Below are 15,715 nucleotides of genomic sequence, written 5' to 3' on the forward strand. Positions count from 1 at the left end.
GATCGGTCTTTTTTACGTTCAGCTCTCATAACTTGTCTTTATCAAGCATAGCTTAGAATAAAGACTCTGGGTGAAAAAGGGAGGAAACCGACGTGCTATTTTTTCCTTGGTGGGTATACCTTTGCATTATCGGAATTATTTTCAGCGCTTATAAGCTTTTCACAACAGCTAAAGAAGAGGAAAAGCTTGATCAGTCGTTTATTGAAAAAGAAGGAAGGGTGTATATTGAACGGATGGAACAGGAACGCGAGCGCCGTATGGCGGCGCCCGCAAGTGAAAACGGGGATGCGGAAGAAAACTCCAATCATTCCATCGCATAAAAAAACTGTGCGGCTCGCCGAGAGCCCGCACAGTTTTTTTATTTAGATTGAGAAGATGATGATGTTGAAGTGTTAAACGTGTCTTTTAAGTCCTTGTCTTCAACTTTTACGTCAGCTTTTTTCATGACTTTTTGAATCGCCGCCTGTACAGCTGAGTTGTCGTTTAATTTCTGCTTAAGAACTTCTTCTTTCAGTTCTTTTTTCATGTCATCATATTTGCCGCGTTCTTCTGTCTTTTTGATGATATGATAACCGAATTTTGTTTTGACCGGATCGCTGACTTGTCCGACTTTCAGACCGAATGCAGCTTTGCTGAATGTTTCATCCATTGACTTTTTATCGAACCAGCCAAGGTCGCCGCCGTTGTCTTTTGAGCTGTCAGTTGAATATTCTTTCGCAAGCGTTTCAAACTTCTCGCCTTTTTTCAGCTTTTTCTCCACTTCGTCAGCTGTCTTTTTGTCAGCGACAAGGATGTGGCTCGCGCGGATTTTACCTTTTAAGCCGTCGTAATATTCTTTCGTATCGGAGTCAGTCACTTTGATGTTGTCTTTCGCCGCTTTTTGCGCAAGCAGTTCGTACTTCACCTGATCTTTCAGGTAATCTTCGCCGTACTGCTGTTTAAGGGCGCTGTACTGATCACCGAGCTGCGTTTTGTACTCTTTCAGCTTGGTATCGATTTCTTTATCCGATACTTTGTATTTTTTTGCTAATACTTTTTCTTGTACGAGCTGTGTCAGCACACTTGCGCCCGCGGTTTTTTTCATGTTCGTGTAGAGCTCGCCTTTTGTTACATTTCCGGCATCCGTCTTGGCAATCACGTCGTTGTCGCCGCTGCTGCAAGCGCTGAGAGCCAGGACGCTCGTTGCCGTAATAGCTGCTATCGCGATTTTCTTCATTCCATTAAACACTCCTAATCATCCAAATTAAATTGCATATGCGTATCATAACATATTGTGGCTTTCTGTAAAAAGATTTTAAATAAAGGGCATTCGTCTAGTCAAACTTTTTCCTGATACATACAAATATATTGATCATGAAAAGGAGGTAATGAACCATGGGCGGAGGATATTCAAACGGTTTCGCACTGCTCGTAGTACTGTTCATATTGCTTATCATCGTAGGTGCAGCTTACATTTGTTAAGCGAAACGGATCGCTTTTTCTAAAAGCGGTCCGTTTTCTTACCCGGGCGCCTAATCGTTTCAGAAGTAAATTGCATATGATGTAATTGGAAAAATAAAACGTTTTGTAGGAGGTGCTTTTGGAGATGGGTGAAGTATTTGCAGGCGGTTTTGCATTATTGGTTGTTCTGTTCATCTTATTGATCATCATCGGCGCTTCTTGGCTTTATTAAGAAAAAAATATGGCTGTCGGGGGTCAGACCTCCGTCAGCCATATTTTTTTGCCTGTTTACACAGTAAAGGAGATCTCGACGAATGAAGAGATCAGTAAAATTAAAATAGATACATTAATAAAACGGAATACCTTATCCTGCCGGTCTTCAGGAATCTCTCTGACAAGGCATAATGTATTTGTGAGCCTGTTTATGAAATAAAGAATAAACAGGGCAGCCACGATAAAATAGAATAAAATGATGGGAGATTCCCCCTCTCTCTGAACTGCTCCCATATTACATTACCAAATATTTATTAAAAAAGATAGAATGTAACCTGAAAAATCAGCGGGACATCAAGACTCCGGCACTTTTTTTACTAAAATATCAAAACCGTCGGATTCCTGGTCAATCAGACATGATTTGGGCGCTTTGACCAGATGGAGCGCAAACAGAAGATCAGGCAGGCAATACCCCGCATGAATGCTCGAAATCATATAAAAGTAATGAGCGTGTCTCGGAAAAGCCAGTCCGGCATAAAACAATAACGGCGTAATGAATAAAAACGGGCTGATCGTTGAAATCAGCATCGTCGTTTTCGGTATGCCTTTCCATATCGGCATCCGCAAGAAGTACATTTTCATTTCCTTTTTTCTTTTTTTACAAATCATCGGCAGGACATGTATGACTTTATGTACAAATAAAGTAACAACGAGCAGAACACAAAAAGCAAACACGTGCCCGTCACTTAAACTGATATTCGGACGCAGCAGCCCGAATGCCAAGAAGTTGCATATAAAAAACAGGATCATAAAACCTACAGCAGTCAATAATAAACGAACCGCACCATAATCTTTGATCAGATTAATGGTTTTCCAGCAATTCATCAGAGTCATCCTTCCGTACAAAGATGGAGTACAATCTCAAAATAATTTACTCTCTTCAGGAGAAAAAATCAATCCTTTTTTAAAGAAAAAAATAAACCTGGAAAGAGAAGAACAGAAGAGCTCGATGAAACATGGAAATGTACGGTTTAACCTTTCTTCTCCATTCATTATCAGCTAAAATAAGATTAAAGATAGAAAGAAGTGAAACGGATGGATTCAATGGATCAGCGTATCGGGCGTTTAGAATATTACATACAATTGCTGGTGAAAACGGTGGATATGGATAAGTACCCTTTTTATGCGATGATGATTGAAAAAGGGCTGACCGAAGAAGAAGGAGAAGAGGTCGGGCGTATCTGCCGCGAATTGGAGGACGAGCTGGAGTCGCAAAAAGCGCAAGGCTTTGTGACGTTTGACAAGCTCCTTGCGCTTTTTGCGGGACAGCTGAACGAAAAATTAGATGTTCATGAAACGATTTTTGCTCTGTATGAGCAGGGGCTTTATACAGCGCTGATGGAAGAATTTATTGAGATTATGAAGCACTTTGATTAACTGTTGATCGGTTCCAGCTCTTCAGCCGTTTCATGGGCAGCCGATTCGTCTGTTTTTTTCTTCAGCCTTCCGTCTTCACTATCAAAATCATTGTTTATGTTTGTCAATGATTTCTCGAATATCTCCATAAAATCTTCTCCGTAAATGTGGCGGATGACACAGGTTAATTCTTCAACCTCAGGAAACTTCCCGAATAAGTGGTAGATCGGCTGTGAGCCTTTAAACACAGCGTTTCTCGACGGATCAAACTCCTCAAGCAGGCTTTCGAATACATTTTCCCCTTCTTCTGTTAACTGAATGTACGTGTTCCGTTTATCATTCAGCCGCTTGGAAAATTTCAGATATCCCCGTTCTTCAAGCTTTTTTGAAAAGTTAAATGCAGTTGATACGTGCATAACGCCGAATTTGGCGATTTCTGAAATAGAAGCTCCTTTAAGCTGATAGGCAATCCATAATATATGATGCTCATTAATATTAAGGTCGTACGGCTTCAGCCAATTCTGCCAGTCTTTCTCGATAGATTTCCAGAGCGCTTTGGACAGCTGCGCCATTTTTTGGGTATAGATTAAAGCTTCTTTTAGATCGTAAGGCGGTTCAACACGATTCAATACAGATCACCTGCTTCACATTTTCTTTTCCTCTATTATGCCAATAAAATAAAGATTAATAAAGATGAAAATTTAAGAATTTTATAATAAATTCTTGATCCGTTGCTGGGAAAGGCTTTAAACCGCAAAAAAAAGTGCGGAACGCAATATGTCCGCACTTTTTTTGGTTGTATAGGATATTAGTTTTGTAAGGTTTTCTCCAGCTGTCTGATTTTCTCTTCGATATCAGCGATTTCCTTTTGGAGATCCTGCTGGTGCGGCTTGATTTCCTCCTGCCACCTTTTAATGCTGGTCTGAAGCTCTCCGCCTACGTCTTTAATGACTTCTGCGCTTTCTTTCGCCGTTTGGACAAGCTGGTCCTTAAGCGCCATTCCGTCTTTTTTTAACCGTTTGATTGTGTCCTCAATTGAATTGCAATTCGCTTTGATTTTGCCCCGCAGCTCTTTTCCGGATGAAGGAGCCGAGAGTAACACCGCTGCGCCTCCGATCAATCCGCCTACGAAAAGGCCTGTTAAAAGGGAACGTCCGTCAGCCATTTGAAATCACCCCGTTTTTTTTCTCATAACTTTTATCATTTTTGTTCAGAAGAATAAACTTCTATACATAGCTTGCTTTATTTTAGCATATTTTTTAAGGGAAAAGGAGGGAGAAGGTTGTCTGTCTTTATGATTGTTTTATCTTGTATGGCTCTTGTCTTTGCGGCGGGCGCCGTTTATTATCTGAAACTGCTCGGCCAGGCCGCTTCTTATCCGCCGAAGCGGATCGTCCGCCAGAAGGCCATTGTCTGCTCAGCAGGAACCGCCCTCGCATTGTTCCTTATCTTTTTCACAAAACTTCTCGTATAAAACATGCTGAAACACATTAAAAAACCTCTTCCGGCCGGAAGAGGTTTCGGTATGCGGTTATTTCACCGTTTCAATCATATTGGACCGTTTTAAGATCGTCTGCACAATCGGATGCATAATGATAATGGCGATCGTATTCAGCGCAGCCGCCGGAAGGACGACCGCGAGCACCAATGCGGTGAATCCGCCCGGCAGGCCGACAATCAGAAGGGCCAGCGCCAAAAAGAGCAAACCGGAGATGAAGGTGCCGGCTATCGTAATGACGGCGGCGGCCGCTGTTTTCACGCTCTTTTTCACCAAAAGCGCCAGCGCGAGAAACAGAAACGCCGTTACCGGTTTTTCAATGATATTCGGAAGCTGTCCGCCCGGAAAAGATGTCGTGAGTGCGGAAATGATTCCCGTTACAATCCCAATCATCAGCACGTTCTGCACACGGGGGAATAACAGAATACCCATAAACATCATCACAAGCATCATATCGGGTTTCATTCCGAATAATACCGGCGGCATAATGGAATGAAGCACCGCTCCGATTGCCGCAAACAGGGCCATAATGACTAATTCTTTTGTTTTCATACTAAGCTCTCCTCTGCTAAGCTTTTTCGCCATCCAATAATATGCTCGTCATTTATTGCGATGGCCGGAAAAATTGATATGCAAACAGTATATCAAAGGAACCGTTATGTTAGAAGAAATTTATTCGTTTTCCTGCTGGAACTTTCTCATAAACTGAGCCAGTTTTTCACAATCAGCCAGGCTGACGGCGTTGTAGATAGACGCCCTGCAGCCTCCGACTGAGCGGTGGCCTCCGAGTCCGGTCATTTTAGCCGCTTTCGCTTCTTCAACGAATTTTTTCGTGAGACTGCTGTCTCGGAGAGTGAACGTGACGTTCATGTGAGAACGGCTGTCTTTTGCGGCATGCCCCGCGTAAAACCCGCCGCTTGCGTCGATTGTGCCGTACAGGACGTCGGCTTTTTCCTGATTGCGCCGTTCAGCCGCTTCGACACCGCCGTTTTCAGCCAGCCATTCAAGGACGAGGCTCAGCATATAAATCGCAAATGTAGGCGGCGTATTATACAGTGAATCGGCTTTTGTGTGAGTGGAGTATTTCAAAATTTTAGGGACGTTGGCGTTTTCGTTTTCAAGCCATGATTTTTTCATGATGACGACCGTGACGCCGGACGGCCCGAGGTTTTTTTGGGCTCCGCCATAGATGACATCAAACGTTTTGACATCAATTTTTCTGCTCAGGATGTCGCTTGACATGTCCGCTACGAGCGGGATCGGTGAATTCGGGAACTCTTTCCACTGCGTTCCGAAAATCGTGTTGTTGGACGTAATATGCAGGTAGGCGCCGTCTTTGATTCCTGAGAGGTCCGCTTCCGGTATGTGGTTGTGGTTTGAATCTGCGCTTGTTGCCGTGAAGGATGTGTTTCCGAACAGTTTCGCCTCGGCGAGTGCTTTTTCAGACCATGCGCCCGTTACGATGAAGTGCGCCGTTTTTTCCGGTGTTAAAAAGTTCATCGGCAGCATGGAGAATTGAAGGCTTGCGCCGCCTTGAAGAAATAAAATATCATAATCGTCGGGAATATCCATCAGTTCTTTCAGAAGGCTTTTGGCTTTTTGGTGCACCGCGTCATATTCTTTGCTCCGGTGGGACAGCTCCATGACGGACATGCCGGTATCATTGAAGTTGACAAATTCTTTTTGTGCTTTTTGCAGCACATCCAGTGGAAGGGCTGCGGGTCCTGCATTGAAATTCGTTGTACGTTCCATGTTTACGATCTCTCCCTGTTTTCCGCTTTAGTGTAAGAAATAATACAATTATCCTATCACAATTTTTTGATTTTTTTGATATAAAAAAATATAATTTATGTTTTTTGTGTTTCCGGACGCAAAAAAACCTCATCTTTAAGATGAGGCAAGCCGTTTTCTGACGGTTGAAGCGATCTCCTGAAGATCGTCAGGCGTATAGTCTTCGGCGTGGGTCTTCCAGACAGCCCCGAAACCGTCTCCTTTTCCGTAACGCGGAATGATATGCATGTGAAAATGGAACACCGATTGGCCCGCTTTTTCACCGTTGTTATTGAGAATATTCAGCCCGATCGGCTCGAATTCATCGCGGATGGCGCGTGCGATTTTCGGCACCGCTTCAAAATATTCTTTAGAAAGCTCAGGCGTAAACTCGTACACGTTTTCGATATGTGTTTTCGGAATCACGAGCGTATGGCCTTTTGTGACCTGGCTGATATCAAGAAACGCCACGACGTGTTCATTTTCGTATACTTTTGAAGACGGAATGTCACCGGCAATGATTTTGCAGAAAATACAATCGTCCGCTTTGTGCATAGATGGGTTTCCTCCCTGAAAAGAAATATATGTATATTCTCATCGTACCACAAAAACGGCCAAAACAAAAAACAGGATGAACGGCTGCGCGTTCACCCTGATGCAGAAGTACGAGCTTTATCAAAGAAAATTGAATATGCCTTTTGTAAGCACCTCATTTGTTTTTAAAATGAAGACTTATGGGTCTGCTTAATCATTCCTGGGACAAACACCTCATTTGATTATTTCATCATGAATGAAGAACATCATCAAAGCAGTGTGTGAAGAAATTGTAAGCACAGGACATGTTGATTTTCATCCAACTGTTCTAAGACGTCTTTTATAAACACCTCATTTTCAGTTGATTAAAGCTGTTTCCTTCTACATACATTATGATGTCCGCCAAAACGATAACTATGCACACTTTTCACGTGAGAAAAAAAGGGAATCGTTTCAAATCAGACTTTATTTTTGGTACTATGAAGAAAAACGAATCAGAAGGGGAGAAATTATGTCTCTGCTATCGGTAAAAGACTTAACCGGCGGTTATACGAGAAACCCGGTCTTAAAAAATGTTTCATTCACCCTTGAGCCGAACCAGATTGTCGGACTCATCGGATTAAACGGCGCGGGCAAAAGCACGACGATCCGGCATATTATCGGATTAATGGACCCGCATAAAGGCTCGATCGAGCTGAACGGCAAGACGTTTTCGGAGGATAAGGAAAGCTACCGCTCGCAATTTACATACATCCCAGAAACGCCGGTGCTGTATGAAGAACTGACGCTCAAGGAGCATTTGGAGCTGACGGCCATGGCGTACGGCCTTTCCAAAGAAACGCTTGAAAAAAGGCTTCCTCCGCTTCTGAAAGAATTCAGAATGGAAAAAAGGCTGAAATGGTTTCCCGCTCACTTTTCCAAAGGGATGAAGCAGAAGGTCATGATCATGTGCGCGTTTCTCGCGGAGCCTTCGCTTTATATCATTGACGAGCCGTTTCTCGGCCTTGACCCGCTTGCGATCAATGCATTGCTGGAGCGGATGGACGCCGCGAAAAAAGCCGGATCAAGCGTGCTGATGTCAACACATATCCTGGCTACGGCAGAGCGCTACTGTGACGCTTTCATTATTTTACATAACGGCGAAGTGCGGGCAAGCGGCACACTGGAAGAACTGAGAGAGCAGTTCGGCATGGAAGACGCAGCTCTTGATGACTTGTATATTGAACTGACGAAGGAAGACGCCGGCCATGAATAATATGTCTACTATTTGGCAGTCCCGGCTTGAAGAGCATATAAAGGAAACCAGAATGTATATGAAATATATGCTCAATGATCATCTCGTCATTGTGCTGATCTTTTTTATTGCCGGCGCGGCGAGCTGGTACAGCAAGTGGGTCAAAGACATTCCCGTTCATTTTCCGTCATTTTGGGTGATGGCGGTGCTCTTTTCATTTGTGCTGACCGGTTCATACGTCCGGACGCTGTTAAAGGAAGCGGACCTCGTGTTTCTGCTGCCGCTTGAACCGAAAATGGGGACATACTTTAAGCATTCATTTAAGTACAGCTATCTGTCACAGCTGTTTCCGCTTATTGCCCTGTCGCTTGTATGCATGCCCCTGTTTTTCGCGGTAAGTCCGGGGGCGTCGCTTGCGTCGTATGCCGCCGTATTTATTCAGATGCTGGCGGTAAAAGCGTGGAATCAGGCCATGGAGTGGCGGATGACGTTTATGAATGACAGAAGCATGAAAATGATGGATGCGGTCATACGCTTTATCTGCAATATGCTGCTTTTATACTTCGTCTTACAGTCGTTTTATGTGTACGCTGCCGCCGTCTACATTGTGATGGCCGGCCTTTATGTGTATTTCACATCGGCCGCAAAACATAAATCATTAAAATGGGAAGCCCATATTGAATATGAATTAAGAAGGAAGCAGCGGTTTTACAGAATCGCCAATCTGTTTACCGATGTGCCTCACCTGAAAAAACAGGCAAAACGCCGGGCGTATCTCGACTTTTTGCTCAGAATGATTCCGTTTGAACAGCGGAAAACGTTCTCCTATATGTATGCGCGGGCCTTTCTGCGTTCAAATGATTATCTTGGCATTCAGGTCAGGCTCACGATTATTTTTATCCTGATTATTATGCTCGTTTCCGCAAATCCGTGGATAACGGCGGCGTTAACCGTATTTACCGTCTTTATTACGGGAATACAGCTTCTGCCGCTGTTCGGGCATTTTCATCATCTTTCTCTGCAGGAGCTTTACCCGGTCAATCAGAAAGCGAAGCTGCAAAGTTTCTTTTCGCTGATGAAATCGGCATTAACCGTGCAGGCGCTGCTGTTCTGTGCAGCGTCAGCCTATGCCGCGGGAGTCAGCGGGGCGCTGTATGCGGCTGTTGCTTCAGCCGTTCTGATTTTTGTGATCATGCCTTCGTATATGGGCGGAAGATTGAAAAAGTACGGCAAGCTGTAATCAATCGGGTTTTTGAAACCTCAATGAAAGAAGGAGACACAGATGACCGACGATCAGCAGCTGATACAGGAAGCACTGCAATGGAAAGCGCGTTTTTTGCGCAAAGATTCTATGCTTGAACGTTTTTCTAAAGGAATGCAGGCGAAAATAAATGAGCGGATTCCCGATAAAATTCATGCCGTTATCACAGAAAGCATAAAAAAAATGACCGAAGCAACAATGGCGGGTTCAAATCTGGTGAAAAGCAAGCGGGATACAAACGGTATGACGCTTGCTGAAAAAGATGCCCTCGCCAGACAAACCATCGCATCGTACCAAAAGGTCGCGGCAGCCGAAGGTATCGGTACGGGGGCCGGCGGAATTTTTTTAGGGATGGCTGATTTTCCTTTGCTGCTATCCATTAAAATGAAATGTCTGTTCGATCTTGCCTCCATTTACGGCTATGATGTGAAAGACAGGGATGAGCGATTGTTTTTGCTGTTTATTTTTCAGCTGGCTTTCTCAAGCGGTGAACAGCGGAAACGCATATACTCAATGATTGAACAATGGGATTCGAAAAAGCATGATGTCGATTGGAGAGTTTTTCAGCAGGAATACCGCGATTATCTGGACGTGGTGAAGTTGTTTCAGCTTTTGCCGGTCGTCGGAGCCGCCGTGGGCGGAGCGGCCAATTATAAACTGCTGTCACAGCTCGGTGAGACGGCAAGACACGTTTTTCATTTAAGAATCACAGCAGCCGGTACGTAATGTACCGGCTGTTTTTTTTATGTCAGCGGGGGTAGCTCACCGCGGCACCGATAAGCACCTTGGCGGCCGTCAGCATCGCTTTTTCATTAAAATCAAATTTCGGATGATGATGAGGATAAATGGTTTCCGCGTTTTCTAAAGCGGCGCCCGTAAAGAAAAATGCGCCTTTTGTATGCTGCAGATAATAAGAAAAATCTTCTCCGGCCATCTGCGGCTCTCCTTCAATGACCTTCGTGACGCCCTCTGTTTCCGCTGCGGCTGCCGCAGCGTGCGTCGCTTCCTCAGGATGATTGACGACGGCGGGATAGCCGCGTTTGAAACGATATTCATAGGAAGCGGAGTGCATGGAACAGATTCCTTTTACGACGGCTTCTATTTCTGCTTCGAGCAGGCTGCGCACACTTTCGTCAAACGAGCGGACGGTGCCTGATATGACTGCCTGATCGGCAATCGCATTAAACGGATTTTCAGCGATGAACGAGCCGGCTGAGATGACGGCCGGCTGCACCGGATTTACCCGCCGGCTGACGATATGCTGAAGAGCCGTGACGATTTGTGAGCCGATTAAAACGGCGTCCTTCGTATCGTGAGGAATCGCGCCGTGGCCGCCTTTGCCGATGACTTTAATCGTAAAGCCGTCAGCGGCGGCCATCACTGCGCCCGGGCGGCATAAGACCGTTCCGACGGGTTCAGTCGCCCATAGGTGTGTGCCGAAAATGGCATCGACATGCTCGAGGCAGCCATCCTCAATCATTGCTTTTGCTCCGCCGGGAGATAATTCCTCGGCGTGCTGATGGATCATCACAAATGACCCTTTCAGTTTTTCCCGGTTGCGGTACAGCACTTTTCCGACCGCGAGCAGAGCCGCCGTATGGCCGTCGTGCCCGCAGGCGTGCATGACGCCGGGAATTTGTGAAGCATAGGGCACATCTTTTTCATCCTGTATCGGCAAAGCGTCAAAATCAGCTCTGAGTGCCACGACCGGTCCCGGTTCACTCCCTTCAATATAGGCTGTGACACCGTTGCCCCCGACATTCGTCCGGATGGGAACGCCGAGCTTTTCATAAAATGAGGCGATGAACGCCGGTGTTTTTTTCTCCTTAAAGGATGGCTCGGGATTCATGTGAAGGTGACGCCTGATTTCAACCATTTCCTCATACAGCCCGTCAAGCTGAGCGTTTAAGCTTTTTTGAAGTGTCGTTAACGTCAAAAGCGATGCCCCCTCGTCTGCTTTTCCCATGATTGTATAGAAAATGTCAGAAGATTTCAATCCTTTTGCTACGGGAGAATGATGATGGCGGCGATCGTTGTGACGACTAGCCCGGCCGCAACCGGGATAAAGTTTTTTCTGGCAAGCTCAAACGGATCAACTTTACAAATAGCCGCAGCGGGAATCAGTGCCCAAGGGACCAATGTTCCGCCCCCGACCCAGATCGCTGAAATCTGTCCCAGCGCCGTTAAAACGGCCGGGTCCGTATGAAGCGCGGCGGAAAACAGCTTTGCCATCGAGCCTGCAAGAGATATACCGGAAAACCCTGACCCGTCGAGCCCGGTAATCGCACCGACTGCGGCCAGGGCGATGCCGGCGAATTCTCCGGACATCGGAAAAGAATGGGACAGGGCCAATCCGAGGTCATTGACGATCCCCGCAGATCCTTTCGGCAGCGGGGTGTTCAAAATACTTTTAAACCCCGCGTCACCGAGATAAAAGAAGGCCGCGATCGGAATGACGGGGCCGAATACTTTAAAGCCGAATTGAAAACCGCCGATAAAATACTCGGTGATCTTTTCTAAATGCCGCTCTTTATATACAATGAAATGAATGATCAGGAGAATGCCGATCGCGGTTCCTCCGACGAGTGCCGTCGCATCGTTTCCTTGCAGACGGTATACGATCATGCAGATAATATCGGCGAGAAAAACAAGCGGAATGAAAACCGCCAGGATCACCCTGAGTTTTTTCGGCAGATACATACTTGTGTCCAAAGAACCGGAGCTGTCCAAGGAGAGGGGGGCCTTCGTTTTTTTTCGATCCCGCATGATGAGGAAGAAAGCGGTGATTGTCGTCGTTAACCCCATGATCAAAACGAGCGGAATACTTGCCTGCATGACATCGCTCACGGGAATGCCCGCGGCATCGGCCGTTAATTTCGGGGCCGCCTGAATGACGTAATCCCCCGATAAAGCGAATCCGTGGCCGAACAGGTTCATCGCCATTGCCGCGGCGATCGGAGAAAGGCCCGCCCGGATCGCTGCGGGAAGCAGCACAGCGCCGATCAGCGCCACCCCGGGTGACGGCCAGAAAAAAAGAGAGATGGCAAACATCAGACAGCCGATAACCCAATACGCGACAGCCGGCCCTTTCATCAGCTTTGCAAACGGAGAAATCATCGCTTCATTAATACCGGTTTCGGTCAAAAGGCCGCTCATCGCCACGATAAAACAAATGATAAAAATTGTCGGCAGCAATTCTCCGGCGGCATACGTGAAGCTGTGAAACAGGCTGCTGACCGAAGCGGAGAATGAATGCGTCGTCCATAGCGCAATCACAAAAATGCCGGCGAGTGAAATAAAGGTTGTATCTTTCCTGAGAAGCATAAAAACGATAATGGCCGCGATAAAAGCAACATAAAGCAGATGTACCGAGTAGACGCCGATCCCCAATTGAACCACTCCGTTTATAAATAGGATTGCTACAGGTTATTCATAGGCGGGCGGAAGGTGCAAAGAAGGATGCGTAAAATCGGGACATTAAAAAAGCCGGAGAATCTCCGGCGGTTTTCAGTCTATTGCGTAATAAGCGGTTACATAAGACGGACGGGAGAAAATAGACGTCGTGTCGATGCCGGCAGATGTTCCGCGTTTTTTATGAGCTTCCTGATAAGAGTTTGACTGCTGCCAATCCTGAAAGGCTTTTTCCTCTTCCCACAGGGTCAAAATGACATACGTATCGCCTTCGAGCGGTCTTAATACGCGGATGGCTTGAAAACCGGGTTCATTTTCCACCTTTCCGGCGCGGTTTTTAAACCGGTTTTCAAACAGCGGACGGCCTTCCTGGGTAACGGCGATGTTATTGAGGACGGCGTAGCCCGGCTTTTTGATTTCCCCGACGCTGTCGATGCTCTCATATGAATGGGGCGCCTGAAAAACGGTTTCTCCATTTGTTTCATGAATTAAGACCGCATTTTCCTCCCCTTGCATCAGCACCATATTCTCACTCGGGTGTTTCTTTGCAATCGTCTTTAAAAAATCGGCTGTCCCGTATGTAATATAAACCTTCATATCAGCCACCTCCTGCTTGCTAGTATATCAAAAGAGTGGTATAAGTTTCTATTGGCGACTCATTCTGACATAATTCGAAACAATATTTCCCATACTACAAGTTAAGAAAGGCGAGGTGACTTATGCTGAAAAAGAAAAAAAGATTCTTTATTCCGGCTGTAATTGCGGCGGCAACCGCTTTTCTCGCGTTAATCGGATACATTATCATCATATTTCTCGGTCATTATGTCATCGATGAAAAGAAATTAATACTGCACGCATCTTCAAAAATCGTCGATCAAAACGGTGATGAAATCGCGAGCCTCTATACGGAAAATCGCGAGCCGGTATCCATTCAGCAGGTTCCGGAAGATGTGAGAGATGCCTTTATCGCCGTTGAAGATAAACGGTTTTACGAACATCACGGCATTGATGTGAAGTCTGTCGGCCGGGCGGTGTTCCGGGATGTTTTAGCAGGCGGCAAGGTGGAAGGCGGAAGCACGATCACCCAGCAGCTGGCGAAAAACATTTTTCTGACTCATGATAAAACATTTTTGCGCAAGACGAAGGAAGTCATTATCGCCATCAATCTTGAGCGTGATTACAGCAAGGACAAGCTGCTTGAAATGTACCTGAACCAGCTTTATTTCGGCCATGGCGTTTACGGCATTCAAGCCGCGTCCCACTACTACTTTAATAAAGAAGTAAAAGATTTAACCGTTGCGGAAGGAGCCGTTCTGGCAGCGATTCCGAAGGCGCCATCTCTTTATTCGCCGATTCAGCATCCGGATAAAAATAAAGAACGCCGCGATACGATTCTTGCAATGATGAACGATCAAGGCTATATCAGCGCCAAGGAAGCCGTCAGAGCCCAGGGCCGGACATTGGGGCTTCATGTCAAGAAAACATCAGAAACGCCTTGGTTTGACAGTTATATTGATCTTGTCATCAAGGAGGCGGAAGACCGTTATTCGATGTCAGGTGAACAGCTGCTTCAAGGAGGCTATACGATCCGGACGTCACTTGATTCCAAGCTGCAGAAAACGGCATACACCCTCATGAAGGAAAGCGGCTATTTTCCGGGGACGGATCAAGCGGCAGAGGGAAGCGCCGTCTTTATTGATAATAAAACCGGAGGCGTGCGCGCGGCGGTCGGCGGACGCGACTACGTGACAAAAGGATACAACAGGGTTACGGCGAAGCGGCAGCCGGGCTCAACGTTTAAGCCGATTGCCGTATACGGGCCCGCCATGCAGGAAGACAAGTTCAAACCGTATTCGCTTCTCCAAGACAAACTGACGTCCTACGACGGGTATGAACCGAAAAATTATGACGGACAGTACAAGGGGGAAGTGACGATGCAGGATGCGATCACTTACAGCATAAATGCGCCCGCTGTCTGGACATTGAAGCAGATCGGCGTAGATACGGGAAAATCGTATCTTGAGAAAAACGGCATGAACGTTTCTGACAACGGACTCGCGATTGCGCTGGGCGGTCTGTCTGAAGGTGTTACTCCGCTTCAGCTTGCCGGAGCTTATCATACCTTTGCGGCAAACGGAATGTATACGAAGCCATTTTTTATAGAGAACATCACGGACGAAGACGGAGAAACGTTGTCCGGGCCTAAAAACGGCAAAACGCGCGTCTTCAGCGGACAGACGGCATGGAATATGACGAGAATGCTTCAGCAGGTCGTAAAAGAAGGAACCGCTTCACAAGGCAGCTATCAAGGTGACCTGGCGGGGAAAACCGGCACGACCACATTTCCCGGCGTCCCCGGCGCGACAAAGGACGCCTGGTTTGCGGGATACACTCCCGGACTGACGGGAGCCGTCTGGATGGGCTATGACAAAACGGATAAAACCCATTACCTGAAAGGCGGAAGCCAATACCCGGTCAGACTCTTTAAAGATATCGTCACAAAAGCGGGAGAAAACGGGGAGACATTCAAAAAGCCTGAAAATGTGAAGGAACTGGGCAGCCCGATTGAGCTGGAGGCGGTAAAGTCCCTGTCGGCCCGTTATACATTTAAGGCGATGGGACTGATTACGGTTCAATTAAAATGGGATATTCAAAAGGATGATCGGGTTGTTTACCGAATATATGAGAAGAAAGACGGAAAAGACAAGCTTCTGGATTCTGTGAAAGGAAAAGGCAGCTTTGACATACCGTACGCCAATCTGTTTTCAGGGGCTTCATACAAAGTCGTTCCATATAATTCACAGACGGATCAAGAAGGAGAGGGAACGGAATACGTTCAGCCGAAGCTTTTTTCTTCTTAATCATGAATTCGGCGATTTTTTGAACATTAAGCCTCAATTCTATACGCTTTTGAAAAAACAAGGTATAGTGTAATGGG

The 15,715-nt window shown here is 46.2% G+C and carries 20 protein-coding genes; 9 read left to right on the top strand and 11 right to left on the bottom strand.

What is annotated here, in order from left to right; translation table 11 throughout:
• The first annotated feature begins 92 nt into the window (after nt 1–92).
• Nucleotides 93–320 carry a sporulation YhaL family protein gene (locus tag BXO87_RS00800; protein ID WP_012117207.1) on the top strand — a complete coding sequence of 76 codons (228 nt, stop codon included), beginning with the start codon at nt 93–95 and terminating at the stop codon, nt 318–320.
• A 38-nt stretch (nt 321–358) separates the two neighbouring features.
• Here BXO87_RS00800 and BXO87_RS00805 read toward each other — a convergent pair whose 3' ends face one another.
• Nucleotides 359–1,216 carry a peptidylprolyl isomerase gene (locus BXO87_RS00805; protein WP_007610390.1) on the bottom strand — a complete coding sequence of 286 codons (858 nt, stop codon included), beginning with the start codon at nt 1,214–1,216 and terminating at the stop codon, nt 359–361.
• Nucleotides 1,217–1,374: 158 nt separating this feature from the next.
• Here BXO87_RS00805 and yhzE1 point away from each other — a divergent pair, with 158 nt between their 5' ends.
• Both yhzE1 and yhzE2 read left to right on the top strand, forming a co-directional pair.
• Nucleotides 1,375–1,461 (top strand): sporulation protein YhzE1, encoded by an 87-nt coding sequence (yhzE1, locus tag BXO87_RS00810; protein WP_017417375.1) that lies wholly within the window; start codon nt 1,375–1,377, stop codon nt 1,459–1,461.
• A gap of 124 nt (nt 1,462–1,585) precedes the next feature.
• Complete coding sequence (gene yhzE2 / locus BXO87_RS00815; protein WP_003155248.1) at nt 1,586–1,672, top strand: sporulation protein YhzE2; 87 nt, start codon at nt 1,586–1,588, stop codon at nt 1,670–1,672.
• A gap of 56 nt (nt 1,673–1,728) precedes the next feature.
• On the opposite strand, the gene BXO87_RS00820 is transcribed toward yhzE2, so the two are convergent.
• The gene (locus BXO87_RS00820; RefSeq protein ID WP_003155245.1) at nt 1,729–1,947 is read right to left on the bottom strand and encodes a hypothetical protein; all 219 of its coding nucleotides are present in this window, start codon (nt 1,945–1,947) and stop codon (nt 1,729–1,731) included.
• 60 nt (nt 1,948–2,007) lie between these two features.
• The gene (locus tag BXO87_RS00825; RefSeq protein WP_038457485.1) at nt 2,008–2,538 is read right to left on the bottom strand and encodes a DUF3267 domain-containing protein; all 531 of its coding nucleotides are present in this window, start codon (nt 2,536–2,538) and stop codon (nt 2,008–2,010) included.
• 210 nt (nt 2,539–2,748) lie between these two features.
• Between BXO87_RS00825 and BXO87_RS00835 the strand changes: the two genes are divergently transcribed.
• The gene (locus tag BXO87_RS00835; RefSeq protein ID WP_003155243.1) at nt 2,749–3,090 is read left to right on the top strand and encodes a YhaI family protein; all 342 of its coding nucleotides are present in this window, start codon (nt 2,749–2,751) and stop codon (nt 3,088–3,090) included.
• Here the strand turns inward: BXO87_RS00835 and BXO87_RS00840 are convergent.
• Both BXO87_RS00840 and BXO87_RS00845 read right to left on the bottom strand, forming a co-directional pair.
• The gene (locus tag BXO87_RS00840) at nt 3,087–3,698 is read right to left on the bottom strand and encodes an HTH-type transcriptional regulator Hpr (RefSeq protein ID WP_007610395.1); all 612 of its coding nucleotides are present in this window, start codon (nt 3,696–3,698) and stop codon (nt 3,087–3,089) included. The genes BXO87_RS00835 and BXO87_RS00840 overlap by 4 nt on opposite strands.
• A gap of 179 nt (nt 3,699–3,877) precedes the next feature.
• Complete coding sequence (locus BXO87_RS00845) at nt 3,878–4,234, bottom strand: YtxH domain-containing protein (protein WP_007409224.1); 357 nt, start codon at nt 4,232–4,234, stop codon at nt 3,878–3,880.
• A gap of 117 nt (nt 4,235–4,351) precedes the next feature.
• Between BXO87_RS00845 and yhzF the strand changes: the two genes are divergently transcribed.
• Entirely contained in the window at nt 4,352–4,543 is a 192-nt protein-coding gene (gene yhzF, locus BXO87_RS00850) for a membrane protein YhzF (RefSeq protein WP_038457487.1), read from the top strand.
• Between the two features lie 57 nt (nt 4,544–4,600).
• On the opposite strand, the gene BXO87_RS00855 is transcribed toward yhzF, so the two are convergent.
• The 3 genes from BXO87_RS00855 to BXO87_RS00865 all read right to left on the bottom strand — a co-directional run bounded on the left by BXO87_RS00855 (nt 4,601) and on the right by BXO87_RS00865 (nt 6,892).
• Nucleotides 4,601–5,119 carry a tryptophan transporter gene (locus tag BXO87_RS00855; RefSeq protein WP_012117208.1) on the bottom strand — a complete coding sequence of 173 codons (519 nt, stop codon included), beginning with the start codon at nt 5,117–5,119 and terminating at the stop codon, nt 4,601–4,603.
• A gap of 120 nt (nt 5,120–5,239) precedes the next feature.
• Complete coding sequence (serC, locus tag BXO87_RS00860; protein WP_038457490.1) at nt 5,240–6,319, bottom strand: 3-phosphoserine/phosphohydroxythreonine transaminase; 1,080 nt, start codon at nt 6,317–6,319, stop codon at nt 5,240–5,242.
• A 135-nt stretch (nt 6,320–6,454) separates the two neighbouring features.
• Nucleotides 6,455–6,892: an HIT family protein gene (locus BXO87_RS00865; protein ID WP_007409220.1), complete on the bottom strand. Its 438-nt coding sequence runs from the start codon at nt 6,890–6,892 to the stop codon at nt 6,455–6,457.
• A gap of 490 nt (nt 6,893–7,382) precedes the next feature.
• Between BXO87_RS00865 and BXO87_RS00870 the strand changes: the two genes are divergently transcribed.
• From BXO87_RS00870 to BXO87_RS00880, 3 genes are read left to right on the top strand one after another with little or no spacing between them, the layout of a single operon-like run.
• Nucleotides 7,383–8,126, top strand: coding sequence for an ABC transporter ATP-binding protein (locus tag BXO87_RS00870; RefSeq protein ID WP_025284506.1), 744 nt, complete (start codon nt 7,383–7,385; stop codon nt 8,124–8,126).
• On the top strand, nt 8,119–9,345 hold the full coding sequence (locus tag BXO87_RS00875; protein ID WP_007409219.1) for an ABC transporter permease: 1,227 nt from the start codon (nt 8,119–8,121) through the stop codon (nt 9,343–9,345). Before BXO87_RS00870 ends, BXO87_RS00875 begins: the two co-directional genes overlap by 8 nt.
• A 42-nt stretch (nt 9,346–9,387) precedes the next feature.
• On the top strand, nt 9,388–10,092 hold the full coding sequence (locus tag BXO87_RS00880) for an EcsC family protein (RefSeq protein WP_020955586.1): 705 nt from the start codon (nt 9,388–9,390) through the stop codon (nt 10,090–10,092).
• A 22-nt stretch (nt 10,093–10,114) separates the two neighbouring features.
• Here the strand turns inward: BXO87_RS00880 and BXO87_RS00885 are convergent, their stop codons facing one another.
• From BXO87_RS00885 to hmoB, 3 genes are all read right to left on the bottom strand, one after another.
• Nucleotides 10,115–11,302: a M20 family metallopeptidase gene (locus tag BXO87_RS00885; protein ID WP_038457493.1), complete on the bottom strand. Its 1,188-nt coding sequence runs from the start codon at nt 11,300–11,302 to the stop codon at nt 10,115–10,117.
• Between the two features lie 68 nt (nt 11,303–11,370).
• On the bottom strand, nt 11,371–12,756 hold the full coding sequence (locus tag BXO87_RS00890; RefSeq protein WP_038457495.1) for a hypothetical protein: 1,386 nt from the start codon (nt 12,754–12,756) through the stop codon (nt 11,371–11,373).
• Between the two features lie 117 nt (nt 12,757–12,873).
• A complete protein-coding gene (gene hmoB / locus BXO87_RS00895; RefSeq protein WP_038457497.1) occupies nt 12,874–13,374 on the bottom strand; it encodes a heme-degrading oxygenase HmoB in 501 nt (166 codons plus the stop codon).
• 122 nt (nt 13,375–13,496) lie between these two features.
• Here hmoB and BXO87_RS00900 point away from each other — a divergent pair, with 122 nt between their 5' ends.
• Complete coding sequence (locus BXO87_RS00900; protein ID WP_007610416.1) at nt 13,497–15,638, top strand: transglycosylase domain-containing protein; 2,142 nt, start codon at nt 13,497–13,499, stop codon at nt 15,636–15,638.
• The last annotated feature ends 77 nt before the right edge of the window (nt 15,639–15,715 follow it).

It is taken from the genome of Bacillus sp. GZB, from assembly GCF_001975995.1.
In the GTDB taxonomy this organism is placed as follows: Bacteria; Bacillota; Bacilli; order Bacillales; family Bacillaceae; genus Bacillus; species Bacillus velezensis.

Excerpts from the sequence above, each read along its gene's own strand:
- BXO87_RS00805 (WP_007610390.1), bottom strand. The coding sequence starts at position 1,216 with ATGAAGAAAATCGCGATAGCAGCTATTACGGCAACGAGCGTCCTGGCT.
- yhzE1 (WP_017417375.1), top strand. The coding sequence starts at position 1,375 with ATGGGCGGAGGATATTCAAACGGTTTCGCACTGCTCGTAGTACTGTTC.
- yhzE2 (WP_003155248.1), top strand. The coding sequence starts at position 1,586 with ATGGGTGAAGTATTTGCAGGCGGTTTTGCATTATTGGTTGTTCTGTTC.
- BXO87_RS00820 (WP_003155245.1), bottom strand. The coding sequence starts at position 1,947 with ATGGGAGCAGTTCAGAGAGAGGGGGAATCTCCCATCATTTTATTCTAT.
- BXO87_RS00825 (WP_038457485.1), bottom strand. The coding sequence starts at position 2,538 with ATGAATTGCTGGAAAACCATTAATCTGATCAAAGATTATGGTGCGGTT.
- BXO87_RS00835 (WP_003155243.1), top strand. The coding sequence starts at position 2,749 with ATGGATTCAATGGATCAGCGTATCGGGCGTTTAGAATATTACATACAA.
- BXO87_RS00845 (WP_007409224.1), bottom strand. The coding sequence starts at position 4,234 with ATGGCTGACGGACGTTCCCTTTTAACAGGCCTTTTCGTAGGCGGATTG.
- BXO87_RS00855 (WP_012117208.1), bottom strand. The coding sequence starts at position 5,119 with ATGAAAACAAAAGAATTAGTCATTATGGCCCTGTTTGCGGCAATCGGA.
- serC (WP_038457490.1), bottom strand. The coding sequence starts at position 6,319 with ATGGAACGTACAACGAATTTCAATGCAGGACCCGCAGCCCTTCCACTG.
- BXO87_RS00865 (WP_007409220.1), bottom strand. The coding sequence starts at position 6,892 with ATGCACAAAGCGGACGATTGTATTTTCTGCAAAATCATTGCCGGTGAC.
- BXO87_RS00870 (WP_025284506.1), top strand. The coding sequence starts at position 7,383 with ATGTCTCTGCTATCGGTAAAAGACTTAACCGGCGGTTATACGAGAAAC.
- BXO87_RS00875 (WP_007409219.1), top strand. The coding sequence starts at position 8,119 with ATGAATAATATGTCTACTATTTGGCAGTCCCGGCTTGAAGAGCATATA.
- BXO87_RS00880 (WP_020955586.1), top strand. The coding sequence starts at position 9,388 with ATGACCGACGATCAGCAGCTGATACAGGAAGCACTGCAATGGAAAGCG.
- hmoB (WP_038457497.1), bottom strand. The coding sequence starts at position 13,374 with ATGAAGGTTTATATTACATACGGGACAGCCGATTTTTTAAAGACGATT.
- BXO87_RS00900 (WP_007610416.1), top strand. The coding sequence starts at position 13,497 with ATGCTGAAAAAGAAAAAAAGATTCTTTATTCCGGCTGTAATTGCGGCG.